The 17414-nt window shown below is 66.3% G+C and carries 15 protein-coding genes; 12 read left to right on the top strand and 3 right to left on the bottom strand.

Annotated features, from left to right (window positions below; all coding sequences use genetic code 11):
• Positions 1-2 precede the first annotated feature (2 nt).
• Entirely contained in the window at positions 3-365 is a 363-nt protein-coding gene (locus CDO44_RS26405) for a DUF192 domain-containing protein (protein WP_233146376.1), read from the top strand.
• Here the strand turns inward: CDO44_RS26405 and argH are convergent.
• Positions 362-1783 carry an argininosuccinate lyase gene (gene argH / locus CDO44_RS26400; protein WP_087783256.1) on the bottom strand — a complete coding sequence of 474 codons (1422 nt, stop codon included), beginning with the start codon at positions 1781-1783 and terminating at the stop codon, positions 362-364. The genes CDO44_RS26405 and argH overlap by 4 nt on opposite strands.
• Before the next feature lie 130 nt (positions 1784-1913).
• Between argH and CDO44_RS26395 the strand changes: the two genes are divergently transcribed.
• The 7 genes from CDO44_RS26395 (at position 1914) to cysW (ending at position 9354) form a co-directional block, all read left to right on the top strand.
• A complete protein-coding gene (locus CDO44_RS26395) occupies positions 1914-2591 on the top strand; it encodes a LytTR family DNA-binding domain-containing protein (protein WP_158213447.1) in 678 nt (225 codons plus the stop codon).
• Entirely contained in the window at positions 2588-3721 is a 1134-nt protein-coding gene (locus CDO44_RS26390) for a GNAT family N-acetyltransferase (protein ID WP_087783254.1), read from the top strand. Before CDO44_RS26395 ends, CDO44_RS26390 begins: the two co-directional genes overlap by 4 nt.
• Before the next feature lie 101 nt (positions 3722-3822).
• The gene (locus CDO44_RS26385; protein ID WP_087783253.1) at positions 3823-5886 is read left to right on the top strand and encodes an NAD(+) synthase; all 2064 of its coding nucleotides are present in this window, start codon (positions 3823-3825) and stop codon (positions 5884-5886) included.
• 76 nt (positions 5887-5962) lie between these two features.
• On the top strand, positions 5963-6301 hold the full coding sequence (locus CDO44_RS26380) for a P-II family nitrogen regulator (RefSeq protein WP_087783252.1): 339 nt from the start codon (positions 5963-5965) through the stop codon (positions 6299-6301).
• A gap of 154 nt (positions 6302-6455) precedes the next feature.
• Entirely contained in the window at positions 6456-7472 is a 1017-nt protein-coding gene (cysP, locus tag CDO44_RS26375) for a thiosulfate ABC transporter substrate-binding protein CysP (RefSeq protein WP_087783251.1), read from the top strand.
• A 172-nt stretch (positions 7473-7644) separates the two neighbouring features.
• Positions 7645-8481 (top strand): sulfate ABC transporter permease subunit CysT, encoded by an 837-nt coding sequence (cysT, locus tag CDO44_RS26370; protein WP_087783250.1) that lies wholly within the window; start codon positions 7645-7647, stop codon positions 8479-8481.
• Between the two features lie 12 nt (positions 8482-8493).
• Positions 8494-9354 carry a sulfate ABC transporter permease subunit CysW gene (gene cysW, locus CDO44_RS26365; RefSeq protein ID WP_198951458.1) on the top strand — a complete coding sequence of 287 codons (861 nt, stop codon included), beginning with the start codon at positions 8494-8496 and terminating at the stop codon, positions 9352-9354.
• Between the two features lie 13 nt (positions 9355-9367).
• Here the strand turns inward: cysW and CDO44_RS26360 are convergent, their stop codons facing one another.
• Both CDO44_RS26360 and trxB read right to left on the bottom strand, forming a co-directional pair.
• The gene (locus tag CDO44_RS26360) at positions 9368-10027 is read right to left on the bottom strand and encodes a Smr/MutS family protein (RefSeq protein ID WP_087783249.1); all 660 of its coding nucleotides are present in this window, start codon (positions 10025-10027) and stop codon (positions 9368-9370) included.
• Between the two features lie 218 nt (positions 10028-10245).
• Positions 10246-11202 (bottom strand): thioredoxin-disulfide reductase, encoded by a 957-nt coding sequence (gene trxB, locus CDO44_RS26355; protein WP_087783248.1) that lies wholly within the window; start codon positions 11200-11202, stop codon positions 10246-10248.
• 287 nt (positions 11203-11489) lie between these two features.
• Here trxB and CDO44_RS26350 point away from each other — a divergent pair, with 287 nt between their 5' ends.
• The 4 genes from CDO44_RS26350 to serS all read left to right on the top strand — a co-directional run bounded on the left by CDO44_RS26350 (position 11490) and on the right by serS (position 17358).
• The gene (locus CDO44_RS26350) at positions 11490-13832 is read left to right on the top strand and encodes a DNA translocase FtsK (protein WP_087783247.1); all 2343 of its coding nucleotides are present in this window, start codon (positions 11490-11492) and stop codon (positions 13830-13832) included.
• Between the two features lie 38 nt (positions 13833-13870).
• Positions 13871-14545: an outer membrane lipoprotein chaperone LolA gene (gene lolA, locus CDO44_RS26345; RefSeq protein WP_087783353.1), complete on the top strand. Its 675-nt coding sequence runs from the start codon at positions 13871-13873 to the stop codon at positions 14543-14545.
• Positions 14546-14557: 12 nt separating this feature from the next.
• Positions 14558-15880, top strand: a complete 1323-nt coding sequence (locus CDO44_RS26340; protein WP_087783246.1) for a replication-associated recombination protein A — start codon at positions 14558-14560, stop codon at positions 15878-15880.
• A gap of 155 nt (positions 15881-16035) precedes the next feature.
• On the top strand, positions 16036-17358 hold the full coding sequence (serS, locus tag CDO44_RS26335; protein ID WP_087783245.1) for a serine--tRNA ligase: 1323 nt from the start codon (positions 16036-16038) through the stop codon (positions 17356-17358).
• Positions 17359-17414: the final 56 nt, after the last annotated feature.

The following is a 17414-nucleotide window of genomic DNA, read 5'->3' as shown; positions in this document are numbered from 1 at the left end:
CCGTGCGCTGGCGCCTGGCAACGGGTTTCTTCGAACGGCTGCGCGGACTTCTCGGCCGGCCGCCGCCAGGGCGTGGCGAGGCCTTGTGGATCGCGCCCTGCCGCGCCGTGCACACGGTCGGCATGGCATATGCCATCGACGTCGTCTTCGTGGGCAAAGAAGGCAGGGTGCTGCGCATCGTGCCAGGGCTGTCGCCCGGCCGCCTGGCATGGTGCCGGCGGGCATGCGCGGTGATCGAACTGGCGCAGGGCGAAGCGGCACGCCTGGGATGGGAAGTGGGGATGCCGGTGGCGCCTGGCTGCGTGCCGGGCAAGGGCACCCAGCCAGGCGAAGGAGCTAGCGGGGAAGGTTGCGGCCCCGCTTAGGCCCGCGTTTCGTCCAGCACGCGCTGCGCCTCCTCGCGGACACGGGCCGGCGCGGTGCCGCCCACGTGCGAGCGCGAGGCCACCGAGCCTTCGAGCGTCAGTACCGCGTGCACATCTTCGCCGACGGCGGGGTGGAAGGCGCGAAGTTCCTCCACCGAGAGGTCGGCCAGGTCGCAGCCGCGCTCCACGCATTTGCGCACCGCCAGCGCCACCGCCTCGTGCGCGTCGCGGAAGGGCACGCCTTTCTTGACGAGGTAGTCGGCCAGGTCGGTGGCGGTGGAAAAGCCCTGCAGCGCGGCGGCACGCATGGCGTCCGGCTTGACCTGGATGCCGCCGGCCATGTCGACGAAGATGCGCAGCGTGTCGCGCACGGTGTCGGCCGTGTCGAACAGGCCTTCCTTGTCTTCCTGGTTGTCCTTGTTGTAGGCGAGCGGCTGGCCTTTCATCAGGGTCAGCAGCGCCACCAGGTGGCCGTTCACCCGGCCGGTCTTGCCGCGGGCCAGTTCGGGAACGTCGGGATTCTTCTTCTGCGGCATGATGGAACTGCCGGTGCAGAAGCGGTCGGCCAGGTCGATGAAGCCCACGCGCGGGCTCATCCACAGCACCAGTTCCTCGGACAGGCGCGAGACGTGCGTCATGACGAGCGCGCCCGCGGCGCAGAACTCGATGGCGAAATCGCGGTCGGACACCGCGTCCAGCGAGTTGCGGCACACGCCGTCGAAGCCAAGCGTGCGTGCCACGCGTTCGCGGTCGATGGGGTAGGAGGTGCCCGCCAGCGCGGCCGCGCCCAGGGGCAGGCGGTTGACCCGCTTGCGGCAATCGGCCAGGCGCTCGGCGTCGCGGCCGAACATCTCGGCATAGGCCAGCAGATGGTGGCCGAAGGTGACGGGTTGCGCCACCTGCAGGTGGGTGAAGCCGGGCAGGATGGTGTCGGCATGCTGAAGCGCCAGGGTGGCCAGGGCGTGGCGCAACTGGCGAAGCAAGTCGACGATGGTGTCGATTTCGGCGCGCAGCCACAGCCGGATGTCGGTGGCCACCTGGTCGTTGCGCGACCGGCCGGTATGCAGGCGCTTGCCGGCGTCGCCGACCAGCTCGGTCAGGCGCCGCTCGATGTTCAGGTGCACGTCTTCCAGGTCGAGCAGCCATTCGAAGCGGCCGGCGTCGATCTCGGCCTCGATGGCCGCCATGCCGCGGCGGATGTCGTCGAGGTCGGCCTGGGTCAGGATACCCACGGACTGGAGCATGTCGGCATGCGCCAGCGAGCCCTGGATGTCGAACTTGGCCAGGCGTTTGTCGAAGTCCACCGAAGCGGTGTACCGTTTGACGAGGTCGGAGACCGGTTCGGAGAACCGGGCCGACCAGGCTTCGGCCTTCTTGGCGAACTGGTCTTGGGGGCGGGAGTCGGTCGGTTTAGACATGGCGCGGATTATAAAGCGGGTTATGGCGGGTACTGAATCGGGACCGGGCTCCCCCGGGGTGCTTATCGTGGGGCGCGATGCGTCGTTCTGCCGTCGCTTGTCCTCGCAGGTGAAGATGCTTTGTCGGCGCATGCCCCTGAACTTGCTGCCGCCCGCTGTCGGGGCCGACCAGGCATTGCGGGCGCAAGGGCGCCCCGGGGTCGTGTTGCTCGACCTTGGCCTGCCGGATGCCTCGGGCTATGCCTTGGCCCGGCGATGGGAAGGGCAGCCCGGCTTGCAATTGGTGCTGATCCTGCCTTCGCTGGATAGCCGTTCCCAGGCCGAGCGGCTGCGCGCGGTCGACCTGCTGCTGCCGCCGATACGCATCGATCGGCTGGAGCAGGCCCTGCGGCGGGCAATGGGCGCCGGCGGCCTGGACCGGTCCGAGCCGCCGCTGGCAGCGTGGAGCACGGCCGGCGCGGTGGCGGTGCCGGTAGGCGAAATCGTCTACTTGCGGGCAGACGGCAAGTATGTCCTCCTGCGCACCCGAGATGGGGAGTTCCTGACCGACCGTCCGCTGGCCGATCTGGCGCGCGCCTACCCGGACCGGTTCATCCAGGCCCATCGCAACGCCCTGGTGGCGCGCGCGGCCATCGCGGGCGCGAACCTGGTCACGCCGGAACTCAGCGGAGGGGACGCCGATCCCTATTGGGAGCTCCTGCTGCACGGGGTGCCCGAGCGTATCTCGGTAGCCCGGCGGCGCTGGCCCCTGGTGCGCAGTTGCATGCCCACCGGGTTCCCCCACTCCTCGCTCACGGAGGCGACTTGACCGAAACCGCCGTCGAACTGATCGACGATCTCGGCGCCATCGATCCGGCCGACTGGGACGGCCTGGCCGCCGGCAATCCATTCGTCACCCATGCCTTTCTTCACGGACTGCATGCGACCGGCTGTGCCGTGCGGCGCACCGGCTGGCAGCCCACTTATCTCGTCCTGCGCCGCGGCGGCCGGCTCGCCGGCGCCATGCCGCTCTATGTGAAGGCGCATTCCCGGGGCGAGTACGTATTCGACCAGGCCTGGGCGGAAGCCTTCGAGCGCCATGGCCTGGCCTACTATCCCAAGCTGCTCTGCGCCGTGCCTTTCACCCCCGTGGGCGGGCCTCGCCTGCTGGCGACCGCCCACGACGACCGCGTATTGCTGGCCCGGGCGGCGATCGAGGTCGCCCGGCAGGCGGGCGTTTCCTCTTTGCACGTGCTGTTTCCCCGCGACGAAGACATGCGGGCCTTGCGCGAGGCGGGCTACATGATGCGCGAGGGCGTCCAGTTTCATTGGCGCAATGAGGGCTACGCCAGTTTCGAAGCCTTCCTGGCCGCGATGAACCACGACAAGCGCAAGAAGATCCGCCAGGACCGCAAGAAGGTCGTCCAGGCCGGCGTCAGCTTCCGGCACTTGCGCGGCGATGCCATCACCGCCGGCGACCTGTCGTTCTTCTACCGTTGCTACGCCTCCACCTACGCCAATCATTGGTCCTCGCCCTACCTGAAGCCGGCTTTTTTCGAGGCGTGGCATGCCGCCATGCCCGATGCCCTGCTGCTGGTCATGGCGGAACGCGATGGCGAGCCGGTTGCCTGCGCGCTCAACGTGGTGGGCGGCGATACCTTGTACGGGCGCTACTGGGGCTGCGTCGATTTCGTGTCGGGCCTGCATTTCGAGACCTGCTACATGCAGGCCATCGACTATTGCATCTCCCAGGGCCTGTCGGCCTTCGAGGGGGGCGCACAGGGCATACACAAGATGTCGCGCGGCCTCCTGCCCGTGCCGACCTGGTCGGCGCACTGGATCGCCGACGAGCGCTTCGCCACCGCCATCGCCGATTTCCTGGAACGCGAGACGCGCGGCATGAACCAATACCTGGACGAACTGGAGTCGCACACGCCCTTCAAGGCGCCCGCCGGGTGACCGGCGGCGAAGGGCATGCCGGGACGCCGACGGCCATCAGCCTTATCATGTCGGTTACTCCATGGCGCCGCGCGGTTTCTTGCGCGTGAAGGACTACCACCATGCAAGGCAATTTCTTCAATCTCTATTCGCACCAGTTCGCGCGCGTTGCAGTCGGCGTGCCCCGTTGCCGGGTGGCCGATCCCGTGTTCAACGCGGCGCAGACGCTGGACCTCGCGCGGCAGGCCGCCGCGCAGGGCGCAGCGCTGGTGGCGTTTCCCGAGCTGGGTATTTCCTCCTATACCTGCGACGACCTGTTTCACCAGGGGGCGTTGCTGCAAGCCTGCGAGCTGGCGCTGGCCACCATCGTGGCCGAGTCCGCCTCGCTGCCCGCCGCGCTGGTGGTCGGGCTGCCGCTGCGCGTGAATCATTCCCTGTTCAATTGCGCCGTGGTGGTGGCGCGGGGGAAGATCCTGGGCGTGGTGCCCAAGACCTACCTGCCCAACTACGGCGAGTTCTACGAGGCGCGCCAGTTCACGCCGGGCGACTACACCGTCGCCAGCCACGTCGAGCTGGCCGGGCAGCGGGCGCCATTCGGACCGTCGTTGCTGTTCGAGGTGGCCGACGTGCCCGGGCTGCGCTTCCACGTCGAGATCTGCGAAGACGTCTGGGTGCCGATTCCGCCATCGTCCTTTGCGGCGCTGGCGGGCGCCAGCGTGCTGGTGAACCTCTCGGCCTCGAATATCGTCGTCGGCAAGTCGGGCTATCGCCACCAGCTGGTCAGCCAGCAATCGGCGCGCTGCCTGGCCGCCTATCTGTATACCTCGGCGGGGCGGGGCGAATCGTCCACCGACCTGGCCTGGGACGGCCAGGCTATCATCTACGAGAACGGCGAGCTGCTGGCCGAATCCGGGCGCTTCCTCGACGATTCCCACCTCATCCTGGCCGACGTCGACCTCGAGCGCCTGTCCCATGAGCGCATGCGGCAGACCACCTTCGGGCAGTCGGTATTGCGCCACAAGGCCGAGACCGAGCGTTTCCAGACCATCGCCTTCGAGCTCGGCATCGCCGCCGACCAGCCCTTGCCGTTGCGCCGCCGGGTCGAGCGCTTTCCGTATGTGCCGGCCGATCGCCGCCGGCGCGACGAGCGCTGCGACGAGGTCTACAACATCCAGGTCCAGGCGCTGTTGCAGCGGCTGTCGGCCATCGGGTCCAGCAAAGTGGTGATCGGGGTCTCCGGAGGCCTGGATTCGACCCACGCGCTGCTCGTCTGCGCCAAGGCCATGGACCGGCTGAACCTGCCCCGCACCAACATCATCGGCGTCACCATGCCGGGCTTTGCCACCAGCGAGCGGACCTTGCAGCAGGCCCGCGCGCTGATGCGCGTGGTGGGCTGCACCGTCCTGGAAATCGATATCCGGCCCAGTTGCGAGCAGATGCTCAAGGACATCGGGCATCCCTATGCCGCCGGGAAGGAAGTCTACGACGTCACGTTCGAGAACGTGCAGGCCGGCGAGCGCACCAGCCATCTGTTCCGGCTGGCCAATTTCCACAACGCGATCGTGATCGGCACCGGGGACCTGAGCGAGCTCGCGCTGGGCTGGTGCACCTACGGCGTGGGCGACCACATGTCGCACTACAGCGTCAACGCGAGCGTGCCCAAGACCCTGATCGCCCACCTGGTGCGGTGGGTGGCCGAAACGGGCACCGTGGGCGGCGCCGGCAGCCAGGTATTGCTCGACATCCTCGGCACCGAGATCAGCCCCGAGCTGGTGCCCGGCAAGTCCGACGGCGCGCCTGCGCAGCGGACCGAACAGTTCATCGGGCCCTACGAGCTGCAGGATTTCAACCTGTACTACATCCTGCGCTATGGCTTCGCGCCGTCGAAGGTCGCGTTCCTGTCGCTGACCGCCTGGCAGGACAGGGCGCGGGGCGAGTGGCCTGAGGAGGCCCACGTGCCGCGCAACCAGTACGACCTGGCCGCCATCAAGCGCAACCTGGGCATTTTCGTGCACAGGTTCTTCAAGACCAGCCAGTTCAAGCGTTCGTGCGTGCCCAACGCGCCCAAGGTCGGGTCCGGCGGCTCGCTGTCGCCGCGCGGCGACTGGCGCGCGCCCAGCGATTCGGAAGAGGCGGTCTGGATGGCCGACCTCGCGACCATTCCCGACGCCGGGCCGGACGCCTGACGGGACGGGCGTCCGCCGAGGCTACAATCCCTTCAATCTTCGACATTTCGCCAAGCATTCCCGCAAAGGTCCAGCCATGAAGCAAGTCACCGCCATCATCAAGCCGTTCAAACTCGACGAGGTCCGCGAAGCGCTGGCCCAGGTCGGCGTCAATGGGTTGACCGTGACGGAAGTCAAGGGCTTCGGCCGGCAGAAGGGGCACACCGAGCTCTATCGCGGCGCCGAGTACGTGGTCGATTTCCTGCCGAAGATACGCATCGAACTGGTCATCGCCGACGCGCTGGTCGACCAGGCGGTGGAGGCCATCATCCGCGTGGCGCGTACCGGCAAGATCGGCGACGGCAAGATTTTCGTCACCCCGGTCGAACAGGTCATTCGCATCCGCACGGGCGAGACGGGCGAAGCCGCCGTCTAGGCCCCGAGCGGAGAAGGCGGGCACGGCCCGCCTCCGGCGTCCGCCATATATTTCTCATAAGAATAAAGAAATGATGAATATATGGTTTGATGGCATATGTGGATTTGTTACGTTTACGGCTTAACTATCCACACGACAAAAAGGACGCCGTTTCATGTTCAAGAAGATCATCGTGCTCGCGGCCACCTCGGTCGCGGTGCTCGCCGCGGCGACGGGGACGGCGCAAGCCCAGGACAAACCGTTGCTCAACGCCTCGTACGACGTCGCCCGCGAGGTGTTTGCCGCCATCAATCCCAAGTTCCAGGCGTACTGGAAGTCCAAGTCCGGCCACGACGTCAAGATCGACCAGTCGTTCGCCGGCACCTCGCGCCAGGCCCAGGACATCATCCAGGGCAAGAAGGTCGACGTCGTGACCTTCAACCAGGTGCCCGACGTGGACATCCTGGCCCAGCGCGGCCTGCTGCGCAAGGATTGGCAGAAGGCCTTCCCCAATAACAGCTCGCCGTACTACAGCACCATCGCCTTCCTGGTGCGCAAGGGCAATCCCAAGAACATCAAGAGCTGGGACGACCTGGTGCGCGACGACGTGAAGCTCGTGTTCCCCAATCCCAAGACTTCGGGCAATGCGCGCTACACCTACCTGGGCGCCTGGCTGTACGCCAACGAGAAGTTCGGCGGCGACCAGGAGAAAACCAGGCAATTCGTCGGCAAGCTGCTGCACAACGTCGTCAACTTCCCCACCGGCGGCCGCGGCGCGACCGTGGCGTTCGCCCAGAACGGGCAGGGCGACGTGCTGCTGACCTTCGAATCGGAAGTCATCAACATCGCCAAGGGCGAGGAATTCAAGGCCGGCGGCTACGAAGTCGTGGTGCCCCCGGTCTCGGTGCTGGCCGAGTTCCCGGTGGCCGTGGTGGACCGGGTCGTGGACGAGAAGGGCACCCGCCAGCTCGCCACCGAATACCTGAACTACCAATACACGCGCGAAATCCAGCTGCTGCTGACCACGTTCAACTATCGCGTGAACCATCCCGACGTCGCCAAGGTCGTGGCCGACCGCTATCCCAAGGTACGCCTGATCGATCCGACCAAGGTGCTGGGCTCGTGGGACGACATCACCAAGACCCACTTCGGTTCCAACGGCGTGCTCGACCAATTGCTGGCCAAGCGCTGAGCGCGGCGGGCGCCGGTTCGAGCCGGTGCCGTACAATCTCGTTCTTCGCAGGCGCGATCACCTCTTCCATGCGGGGTGATCGCGTTTCGTTGCCAGTACAGAATACCCGGGGTCGTTTCCAGAATCGCCTATCTCGAGGCCGGCGCCTGCGCCTGCCCGCGCTATCCACGCCGTGAACCCGTCCTTCCGCTTTTTCCGACGCCCGCCGGTGCTGCCCGGCTTTACGCCGAGCTTCGGCTTCTCGGTGCTGTTCCTCAGCCTGGTCATCCTCATCCCGCTGTCGGCGCTGCTCCTGTACGTCAGCGACATGACGTGGGGCGAATACTGGCAGGCCATTTCCGATCCTCGCGTGGTGCAGAGCTACAAGGTCACCGTCTCGGGGGCGTTCTATTCGACCATCATCGTCGCCGGCATCGGCTTCGTCCTGGCCTGGATCATCTCGCGCTACGACTTCCCCGGCCGGCGCCTGATCGATGCGCTGGTGGACCTGCCCTTCGCCCTGCCCACCGCGGTGGCGGGGATCACGCTGTCGGCGCTGTTCGTGCCCACCGGCTGGCTCGGCCGCTGGTTCGAGCCCTTGGGCATCAAGATTTCATACGCCTATCCGGGGCTCGTGCTGGCCATGATCTTCACCAGCCTGCCGTTCATCGTGCGCTCGCTGCAGCCGGTACTGGAAGACCTGGAGCCGGAATTCGAAGAGGCCGCCGCCACGCTGGGGGCCACTCGCTGGCAGACCTTCTGGCGCGTCCTCCTGCCCAGCCTGGTGCCGGCCCTGATCTCCGGCGCCTCGCAGGCCTTCATCCGCAGCCTGGGGGAGTTCGGCGCCGTCATCATGATTGCCGGCAACATCCCGTTCCAGACCGAAATCACCTCGCTGATGATCTTCGTGCGCCTGCAGGAGTTCAATTATCCCGCCGCCGCGGCCATCGCCTCCGTGGTGCTGATCGCATCGCTGGCGCTGCTTTTCCTGCTGCAGGTCGTCCAAGGACGGCTGCTGCGCCGAACCTGATCCGGTATCGCCATGACCATCAAACGGCCCACGCTCGTCCACCAATGGTTGTTGATCGCTCTCGGCATCGTGCTTGCCGTGCTGATGCTGGTCGTGCCGCTGGTGCTGATCTTCTCCCAGGCGCTGTCGGGCGGCTGGAGTCTGCTGGCGCAGAACCTGAACGAAGATTTCATGAAGCACGCGATCGGACTGACGGTGCTGACGACGCTGGCCACCGTGCCCATCAACCTGGTGTTCGGCATCCTGCTGGCCTGGTGCGTGACCCACTACGACTTCTTCGGCAGGCGGCTCCTGACGACGCTGGTCGATATTCCCTATGCGACCTCGCCGGTCGTGGCCGGCCTCTGCTACCTGGTGGTGTACGGGTTGGAAAGCACCCTGGGCAAGTGGCTCTACGGGCACGACATCCAGCTGATGTTCGCCTGGCCCGGCATCATCATGGTGACGGTGTTCGTGACCTCGCCCTACGTGGCGCGCATCCTGATCCCGCTGATGCAGGCCCAGGGCGCGGACGAGGAAATCGCCGCATTGTCGCTGGGCGCATCGGGCTGGCAGATCTTCCGCCGGGTGACGCTGCCCAACATCAAGTGGGCGCTCTTGTACGGCATCGTGATCACCAATGCCCGGGCCGTCGGCGAGTTCGGCGCGGTCTCGGTGGTCTCGGGCACCATCATGAACCAGACCTTGACGCTGCCGCTGCTGGTGGAGCAGCTCAACAACGACTACAAGACCGCCGCCGCTTTCACCGCCGCCGCCTTGCTGGCCTGCATGGCGATGCTGACGCTGCTGTTGAAGACCGTGATGGAGTGGCGCCAGAAGCGGCGCGACGACACGCCCGCGCATTTCTCGCCCGAGACCATCGCCAAGCCCTGACCGAGGGGTAGGTTCAGGCGGGGCGGGCGGCGCCCTTGAGCAGCACCAGCACCACGCCCGAGCCGCCGTCGTTGGCCCGCGCTTCCACGAAGGCGAGCACCTCGTCCTTCTGCACCAGCCAGCGCCGCACCTTTTCCTTCAGGATGGGCGTGCGGTTCTTCGATCCCAGGCCCTTGCCATGGATGATGCGCACGCAGCGCATCTCCTGCCGCACGCAGGCGCGCAGGAATTCGCCCAGCGCCTCGCGCGCTTCGTCGACGCGATGGCCATGCAGGTCGAGCTGGGCCTGGACCGTCCACTGGCCGCGGCGCAGCTTGCGCACGACGTCATGCCCAAGCCCGGTGCGGCGGTAGGAGAGCGTGTCGTCGGTATCTATCAGCCAGTCGGCGCCGTAGTCGTCGGAAATGGACTCCCGCAGCACCTCGGAATCGTCCGCCCAGCGCTGGTAGGGCAGGGGCGCGGGCCGGATCGGCGCCGGATCGACCCGGCCATCGGGCTTGAGCGGCACGACCTCGCCCACCAGCGCCCGGAACTCGGCCGCCGCGCGCCGCGCTTCGTCCGCCTTGCGCCGCATCTCCCGCTCGGCTGCCTCGTCGGCCTGCTGGCGTTCCTGCAACTCGCGGTGAAGTGCCTTGAGGCCGGCCAAGCCGGTCCGCCCGGATTTGCCACTCATGTCCAAGTCCTGATCGGAAGCCGTAGAACCCCATCCCTTGTGGCCTTCCGCCGCCGCCCTCGAGGAGGAGCGCCGGCCCCGTAGCTACGCCGGCAATCAACAAAGCCCAGCGCACCAATCCAAGAAAGCGATACTAGACCCAGGATGCGGTGGATCCGGCTCCGCCGGTCCACCCGCATCGCCCCCTGGGGGGCGCGCGCAAGCGCGTAGGGGGAGTGTTACACAGCTTCGCCGTCCAGCCACCGCTGCGCGTCCAGGGCCGCCATGCAGCCCGTGCCGGCGCTGGTGATGGCCTGCCGGTAGACGTGGTCCTGCACGTCGCCGGCGGCGAACACGCCGGGCACCGAGGTCATGGTTGCCAGGCCGTTCAGGCCGCTGCGGGTAATGATGTAGTCGTCCTTCATCTCCACCTGGCCCTTGAAGATCCCGGTGTTGGGCTGGTGGCCGATGGCGATGAAGACGCCGGTGACGGCGAGGTCTTCGGTTTCGCCCGTCTGGTTGTTGCGGATGCGCGCGCCGGTGACGCCGGAGTCGTCGCCCAGGACTTCCTGCAGCTCGTTGAAGAGCTTCAGGACGATCTTGCCTTCCTGGACCTTCTCGTTCAGCTTGTCGACCATGATGGGTTCGGCGCGGAATTTATCGCGGCGATGGATGAGCGTGACCGTCTTGCAGATATTGGCCAGGTACAGGGCTTCTTCGACGGCCGTGTTGCCGCCGCCCACCACGGCGACATCCTGGTTCTTGTAGAAGAAACCGTCGCACGTGGCGCAGCCGGACACGCCCCGGCCCTTGTAGCTTTCTTCCGAGGGCAGGCCCAGGTACTTGGCCGACGCGCCGGTCGCGATGATGAGGGCGTCGCAGGTGTAGGTGCCGGAGTCGCCTTCGAGCTTGAACGGGCGCTGGCCGAGGTGGGCGGTATGGATGTGGTCGAAGACGATCTCGGTATTGAAGCGCTCGGCATGCTGCTGGAAGCGCTGCATCAGTTCCGGGCCTTGCACGCCGTTGACGTCGGCGGGCCAGTTGTCCACCTCGGTGGTGGTCATGAGCTGGCCGCCTTGCTCCACTCCCGTGATCAGCATGGGCGACAGATTGGCCCGGGCGGCGTAGACGGCGGCGGTGTAGCCGGCCGGCCCCGATCCGAGGATGAGGACTTTCGCGTGTTTGTCTTGGCTCATAGTTTCAACATGTTCATGGCGCCCAGCGCCGATTCGCAACCATCATCATAGGTGATCCCGGTATTCCCCGTTTTCAACCCCGGGGGCCCGGCGCCGGGCCGCCCCAAGGCGGGCCCAGGCCCCCTCGGGCGGCTGCCGCGCAGCGGCTGGGGCTCACCATGCTGGGCGCGCGTCGGCGCGTAGGGAGGCCATTATATTTTTCGGCTTGTTGCAATGTGCTTGAGTTTTTCTATCGTAACGATAGGGTAGCGGGGCAGGACCGGACGCGGCACACTTATAATCAGCCTATGGCACGTACCGCTACCGCGGGGAATACCCGCAATTCGCAACCCGCCGGCAATTCCGCCAGCGCCTTGCCCGGCCGCCTGTCGCGCCTTTTCCGCGAGGCGCGCTGGATCCTGTTCGCCGCACTGGCCGTTTACCTGACCCTGGTGCTGGCTACCTACAACTCGGGCGATCCAGGCTGGTCGCATGCGGTGCAGATCGACCGCGTCCACAACAGCGGCGGTCGTTTCGGCGCCTGGCTGGCCGACCTGATCCTGTTCCTGATCGGCGCGTCGGCCTGGTGGCTGGTGGTCTTGCTGCTGCAGCGGGTGTATGCCAGCTACCTGCGCCTGGCCAATCAATTCCTGCGCGGCGGCACCGAAGCCGATGTGCCGCAGCGCGTGCGCTGGGAACAGGGGCTGGGATTCGGCGCCCTGATGATCGGTTCGGTGGGCCTGGAGGCGCTGCGCCTGCGCTCGCTGGGCGAATCCTTGCCGCATGGCAGCGGCGGCATGATAGGCGAAACCATCGCCAAGTATGCCGCCTCCGCGTTCGGCTACACCGGCGGTACGCTGCTGCTGCTCGTGCTGTTCGCCATCGGCGCCAGCCTGTTCTTCGGGTTTTCGTGGCTGGTGGTGGCCGAGCGGGTCGGCTCGTGGCTGGAATGGAGCATCCGCCGCCTGAAGAACGCCTGGCAGGCGCGCGAAGACCGCCGGGTGGGGGAGGTCGCGGTGCAGGCGCGGGCCGAGGTCGTGGTCGCCAAGCAGGAGAAGCTGGTTCACGAGCAGCCGGTGCGGATCGAGCCGGCGGTCACCGTCGTGCCCAAGTCCGAGCGGGTGGAGAAGGAAAAGCAGCAGATCCTGTTCGCCGAAATGAGCGACGGCCAGCTGCCTCCCCTGAGCCTGCTCGACCCGCCGCCGGCCAGCCAGGAGACCGTCTCCACCGAGACCCTGGAATTCACGTCGCGCCTGATCGAGAAGAAGCTCGCGGATTTCGGCGTCCAGGTGTCGGTAGTCACCGCGCAGCCCGGGCCGGTGGTCACGCGCTACGAGATCGAGCCCGCCGTCGGCGTCAAGGGCAGCCAGATCGTGAATCTCGCGAAAGACCTCGCGCGGGCGCTCAGCCTGGTCAGCATCCGGGTGGTGGAAACCATACCGGGCAAGAATCTGATGGGCCTGGAGCTGCCCAACATGCGGCGCCAGACCGTGAAGCTGTCAGAAATTCTGGGGTCGCAGACCTATCACGGCAGTTCGTCGGTGCTCACCATGGCGCTGGGCAAGGACATCGCCGGCAAGCCGGTCGTGGCTGACCTCGCCAAGATGCCGCACCTGCTGGTCGCGGGCACCACGGGTTCGGGCAAGTCGGTCGGCATCAACGCGATGATCCTGTCGCTGCTGTACAAGGCGGATCCGTCCCAGGTGCGGCTGATCCTGATCGACCCGAAGATGCTCGAGATGAGCGTCTACGAGGGCATCCCGCACCTGCTGGCGCCGGTCGTCACCGACATGCGGCAGGCGGCGAACGCGCTGAACTGGTGCGTGGCGGAAATGGACAAGCGCTACCGGCTGATGAGCAAGCTGGGCGTGCGCAACCTGGCCGGCTACAACGCCAAGATCCACGACGCCATCAAGCGCGAGGAGCCCATACCGAACCCGTTCTCGCTCACGCCCGACTCCCCCGAGCCGCTGCAGCCGCTGCCCATGGTGGTGGTCATCATCGACGAGCTGGCCGACCTGATGATGGTGGTGGGCAAGAAGATCGAAGAACTCATTGCCCGGCTTGCGCAGAAGGCCCGCGCGGCCGGCATCCACCTGATCCTGGCGACCCAGCGGCCCAGCGTGGACGTGATCACCGGCCTGATCAAGGCCAACATCCCCACCCGCATCTCGTTCCAGGTGTCCTCCAAGGTGGATTCGCGCACCATCCTGGACCAGATGGGCGCCGAGGCGCTGCTGGGGCAGGGCGACATGCTCTACATGCCGCCGGGGTCCGGGCTGCCGGCGCGGGTCCACGGCGCCTTCGTGACCGACGACGAAGTCCATCGGGTGGTCGAGCAGTTGAAGGCCCAGGGCGAACCCAACTACGAGGACGGCATCCTGGAGGGCGCCATCGAGGGCGAGACCGGCGATGGGCTCGGCAGCGTGACCGGCATGGGGGACTCCGAATCCGACCCCATGTATGACCAGGCGGTGGAGGTGGTGCTCAAGCATCGCCGTGCTTCCATTTCGCTGGTGCAGCGCCATTTGCGCATCGGTTACAACCGTGCCGCCCGCTTACTCGAGCAAATGGAGCGTTCGGGCATGGTGTCGGCGATGCAGTCCAACGGCAACCGCGAGATCCTCGTGCCCGCCAGCCAGGGCGAATAGCGGTCATGCCCGCCGCGCTGCGCTACGGAGAATCCTACATGACACCTTTTCCCCATACCGCCGTCCGGTTCGCGCGTTTCTTCGCGGGGGCGGGCTTGGCTGTACTGCTGGCCGCCCCGACACTCGCCTGCGCGGGGGCCATCGACCAGCTGCGGGCGTTCGCGGGCAACACCCAGGCCGCTCGCGGCCAGTTTTCCCAAGTCACGCGCGGGGCATCCGGTCAGGCCGCGCCCGTGCAGTCCGGCGTGTTTTCCTTCCAGCGCCCCGGGCGCTTCCGCTGGGAAGTCGCCAAGCCCTATGAACAGTTAATCGTCTCGGACGGCAAGCAGTTGTATCAATACGATCCGGACCTGAACCAGGTCACCGTGCGCCCGGTTGGCGAGGTCATCGGGTCATCGCCCGCGCAGATCCTGTTCGGCTCGGGCTCGCTCGAGCAATCCTTCGAGCTCGTCGAGCAGCCCGAGCGCGATGGACTGCAATGGTTGCGCGCCACCCCGAAAAGTCCGGACGCCGGCTTCTCGCGCATGGACATCGCCTTCCAGGGCGGCCTGCCCGTGCGGCTGGAACTGCATGACGCATTCGGCCAAACTACGGCCATCACCTTCAGCGGCATTGAGCGCAATCCTCCCTTGCCGCAAGACGCCTTCCGTTTCACGCCGCCGCCCGGCGCGGACGTAGTGCGCATGGACGGACAGCCAGCCGGCCAACGCTGATCGGAGCGGCGCATGTCCGATCTTTTTCCAGACGACGCTTCTTCCGCATCGGCCCCCGGCGCATCCGCGCCGTTGGCCGAGCGCTTGCGGCCGCGTTCCCTGGACGAGGTGGTCGGGCAGAGCCATCTTCTGGGGCCTGGCAAGCCGCTGCGCGTGGCTTTCCAGTCGGGGCGGCCGCATTCGATGATATTTTGGGGGCCGCCGGGCGTGGGCAAGACCACGCTCGCGCGCTTGATGGCCCATGCCTTCGATGCCCAGTTCATCGCCATATCCGCGGTCCTGGGCGGTGTCAAAGACATCCGCGATGCGGTCGTCGCGGCGCAGGCGGCCCAGCAGAAGGGGCGCCGCACCATCCTGTTCGTCGACGAGGTCCACCGCTTCAACAAGGCCCAGCAGGACGCTTTCCTGCCATACGTGGAGAGCGGGCTTTTCACCTTCATCGGTGCGACGACGGAGAATCCCTCGTTCGAGGTCAATTCGGCCCTGCTGTCGCGGGCGCGGGTCTACGTGCTGCAGTCGCTCAGTGCCGACGAGCTTAGGCTGCTGATCGCCAAAGCCATCGCCATGCTGGGCGACGTCGAGTTCGACGAAGCGTCGCAGCAGCAGCTGGCGGCGTGGGCCGACGGCGATGCGCGCCGCGCCATCAATGCCGTCGAAGTGGTGGCAGAGTCGGCGCGTGGGGCAGGACGCACCAAGGTCGACACGGAATGGCTGGAGACGGCGCTTTCGCAAAACCTGCGCCGCTTCGACAAAGGCGGCGACGCGTTCTACGACCAGATCAGCGCCTTGCACAAATCCGTGCGCGGTTCGGACCCCGATGCAGCGCTGTACTGGTTCTGCCGCATGCTCGACGGGGGCGCGGATCCCCGCTACCTCGCCCGCCGCATCATCCGCATGGCCGTCGAAGACGTGGGCTTGGCCGATCCGCGTGCGCTGGACATCGCCAGGGCAGGGGCCGAAGTCTATGAGCGCCTAGGGTCGCCTGAAGGCGAACTGGCGCTCGCGCAGGCCGTCGTCTACCTGGCATGCGCGGCGAAATCCAACGCGGTCTATACCGCCTACAACGCAGCGCGGCGTTTCGTGGCCGAGCACGGTACCGCGCCGGTTCCCATCCACCTGCGCAACGCGCCCACCAAACTGCTCAAGCAATTGGGCCACGGCAAGCAGTACCGCTATCCGCACGACGAGCCACATGCCTATGCGGCGGGCGTCGACTACTTCCCCGAGGGCGTGCGGGCCACGTTCTATCAACCGACCGACCGCGGGCTGGAAGCCAAGATCGCCCAGAAGCTCGCTTTCCTGCGCGAACTGGACAAGGAAGCGAAGAAGGGTTGACGCGTTCGGAAAGGGCTCCGGCACTGGGTCCCAGCCTGCGGCCTTGGCGTCCATGGGCTGAGCGTTTCCGGGGAGGCTAAAATGAAAGATTCATCGCCGGGGGCTGCGCCCCCAGGCGGCGTCATCCCCCTTATTTTCTCACCACGGCTTTTCCCATGCTCGATATCGCTCTGCTGCGCAAAGACATCCAGGCAGTGGCCGCCCGGCTCAAAGACCGGGGCTACACGCTAGACCTCGATGGTTTCAACTCGCTCGAGTCGCGGCGCAAGTCGGTGCAGACGGAGACGGAAAACCTGCAGGCACGGCGCAATATGCTCGCCAAGCAGATCGGCATGCTCAAGGCCAAGGGCGAGGACGCGTCCGCCGTGCTGGCCGAATCGCAGGCCATTCCGGCCCGCCTGAAAGCGCTGGAGGAAGAGCTCGCGAACATCCAGCGCCACATGCAGGCGCTGCTGCTCGCCGTTCCCAACCTGCCACACGCCAGCGTCCCGAACGGCGCATCCAGCGACGACAACGTCGAAGTGCGTCGCTGGAGCCCCACCGGTGCCGATCCGGCGCCGTTGCCCTTCGAACCCAAGGATCACGTGGCGCTGGGCGAACCATTGGGCTTGGATTTCGAAACCGCGGTCAAATTGTCCGGCTCGCGTTTCACGCTCATGCGCGGCCCCATCGCACGGCTGCATCGCGCGCTTGCGCAGTTCATGCTGGACGTCCAGACGGGCGAGCACGGCTACACCGAATGCTATACGCCGTACATCGTTAATACGGCAACTTTGGTGGGCACCGGCCAACTGCCCAAATTCAAGGACGACATGTTCTGGGTCACGAAAGGCGGCGAGTCGGTCGACGAAAACGGCAATCCGGTACCTCGGGAAGAGCTTTATCTCATCTCGACGTCCGAGATCACGCTCACCAACACGGTCCGCGGCGAGATTCTCAGCGCCGATGCGCTACCCATCAAACTGACCGCCCATACGCCGTGCTTCCGCTCGGAGGCGGGTAGCGCCGGTCGCGATACGCGGGGCATGATTCGCCAGCACCAGTTCGACAAAGTCGAGATGGTGCAAATCGTTCATCCCGAGCGCTCTTACGAGGCGCTGGAAGAAATGGTTGGCCACGCGGAGAACGTCTTGCGCAAACTGGAACTTCCGTATCGCGTGGTGCTGCTGTGCACTGGCGACATGGGATTCGGCGCCGCCAAGACGTACGACCTCGAAGTCTGGCTCCCGGCCCAGGGCACGTATCGCGAGATTTCCTCAGTGTCCAATTGTGAAGCCTTCCAGGCTCGGCGCCTGCAGGCGCGCTTCCGCAACGCCCAGGGCAAACCGGAACTCGTGCATACGCTCAACGGTTCGGGCCTCGCAGTAGGGAGAGCCTTGGTGGCCGTGCTGGAAAACTATCAACAGGCCGACGGCAGCATCGTCGTGCCCCAGGCACTGCGGCCGTACATGGGCGGCTTGGAGCGACTCACTCCGTAACAATCGCGGCGCGCGGCCCGCTAACGCCTAGGCTAGGGTAGATGCATGTTCACCCC

This window comes from Pigmentiphaga sp. NML080357, from assembly GCF_002188465.1.
In the GTDB taxonomy this organism is placed as follows: Bacteria; Pseudomonadota; Gammaproteobacteria; order Burkholderiales; family Burkholderiaceae_B; genus Pigmentiphaga.
This window is presented reverse-complemented; position numbering and strand designations above follow the sequence as displayed.

What these genes read in the sequence shown, in the direction of transcription:
- argH (WP_087783256.1), bottom strand. Translation starts at nt 1,783, where the DNA reads ATGTCTAAACCGACCGACTCCCGCCCCCAAGACCAGTTCGCCAAGAAG.
- CDO44_RS26395 (WP_158213447.1), top strand. Translation starts at nt 1,914, where the DNA reads ATGCCCCTGAACTTGCTGCCGCCCGCTGTCGGGGCCGACCAGGCATTG.
- CDO44_RS26385 (WP_087783253.1), top strand. Translation starts at nt 3,823, where the DNA reads ATGCAAGGCAATTTCTTCAATCTCTATTCGCACCAGTTCGCGCGCGTT.
- CDO44_RS26380 (WP_087783252.1), top strand. Translation starts at nt 5,963, where the DNA reads ATGAAGCAAGTCACCGCCATCATCAAGCCGTTCAAACTCGACGAGGTC.
- cysP (WP_087783251.1), top strand. Translation starts at nt 6,456, where the DNA reads ATGTTCAAGAAGATCATCGTGCTCGCGGCCACCTCGGTCGCGGTGCTC.
- cysW (WP_198951458.1), top strand. Translation starts at nt 8,494, where the DNA reads ATGACCATCAAACGGCCCACGCTCGTCCACCAATGGTTGTTGATCGCT.
- CDO44_RS26360 (WP_087783249.1), bottom strand. Translation starts at nt 10,027, where the DNA reads ATGAGTGGCAAATCCGGGCGGACCGGCTTGGCCGGCCTCAAGGCACTT.
- trxB (WP_087783248.1), bottom strand. Translation starts at nt 11,202, where the DNA reads ATGAGCCAAGACAAACACGCGAAAGTCCTCATCCTCGGATCGGGGCCG.
- CDO44_RS26350 (WP_087783247.1), top strand. Translation starts at nt 11,490, where the DNA reads ATGGCACGTACCGCTACCGCGGGGAATACCCGCAATTCGCAACCCGCC.
- lolA (WP_087783353.1), top strand. Translation starts at nt 13,871, where the DNA reads ATGACACCTTTTCCCCATACCGCCGTCCGGTTCGCGCGTTTCTTCGCG.
- CDO44_RS26340 (WP_087783246.1), top strand. Translation starts at nt 14,558, where the DNA reads ATGTCCGATCTTTTTCCAGACGACGCTTCTTCCGCATCGGCCCCCGGC.
- serS (WP_087783245.1), top strand. Translation starts at nt 16,036, where the DNA reads ATGCTCGATATCGCTCTGCTGCGCAAAGACATCCAGGCAGTGGCCGCC.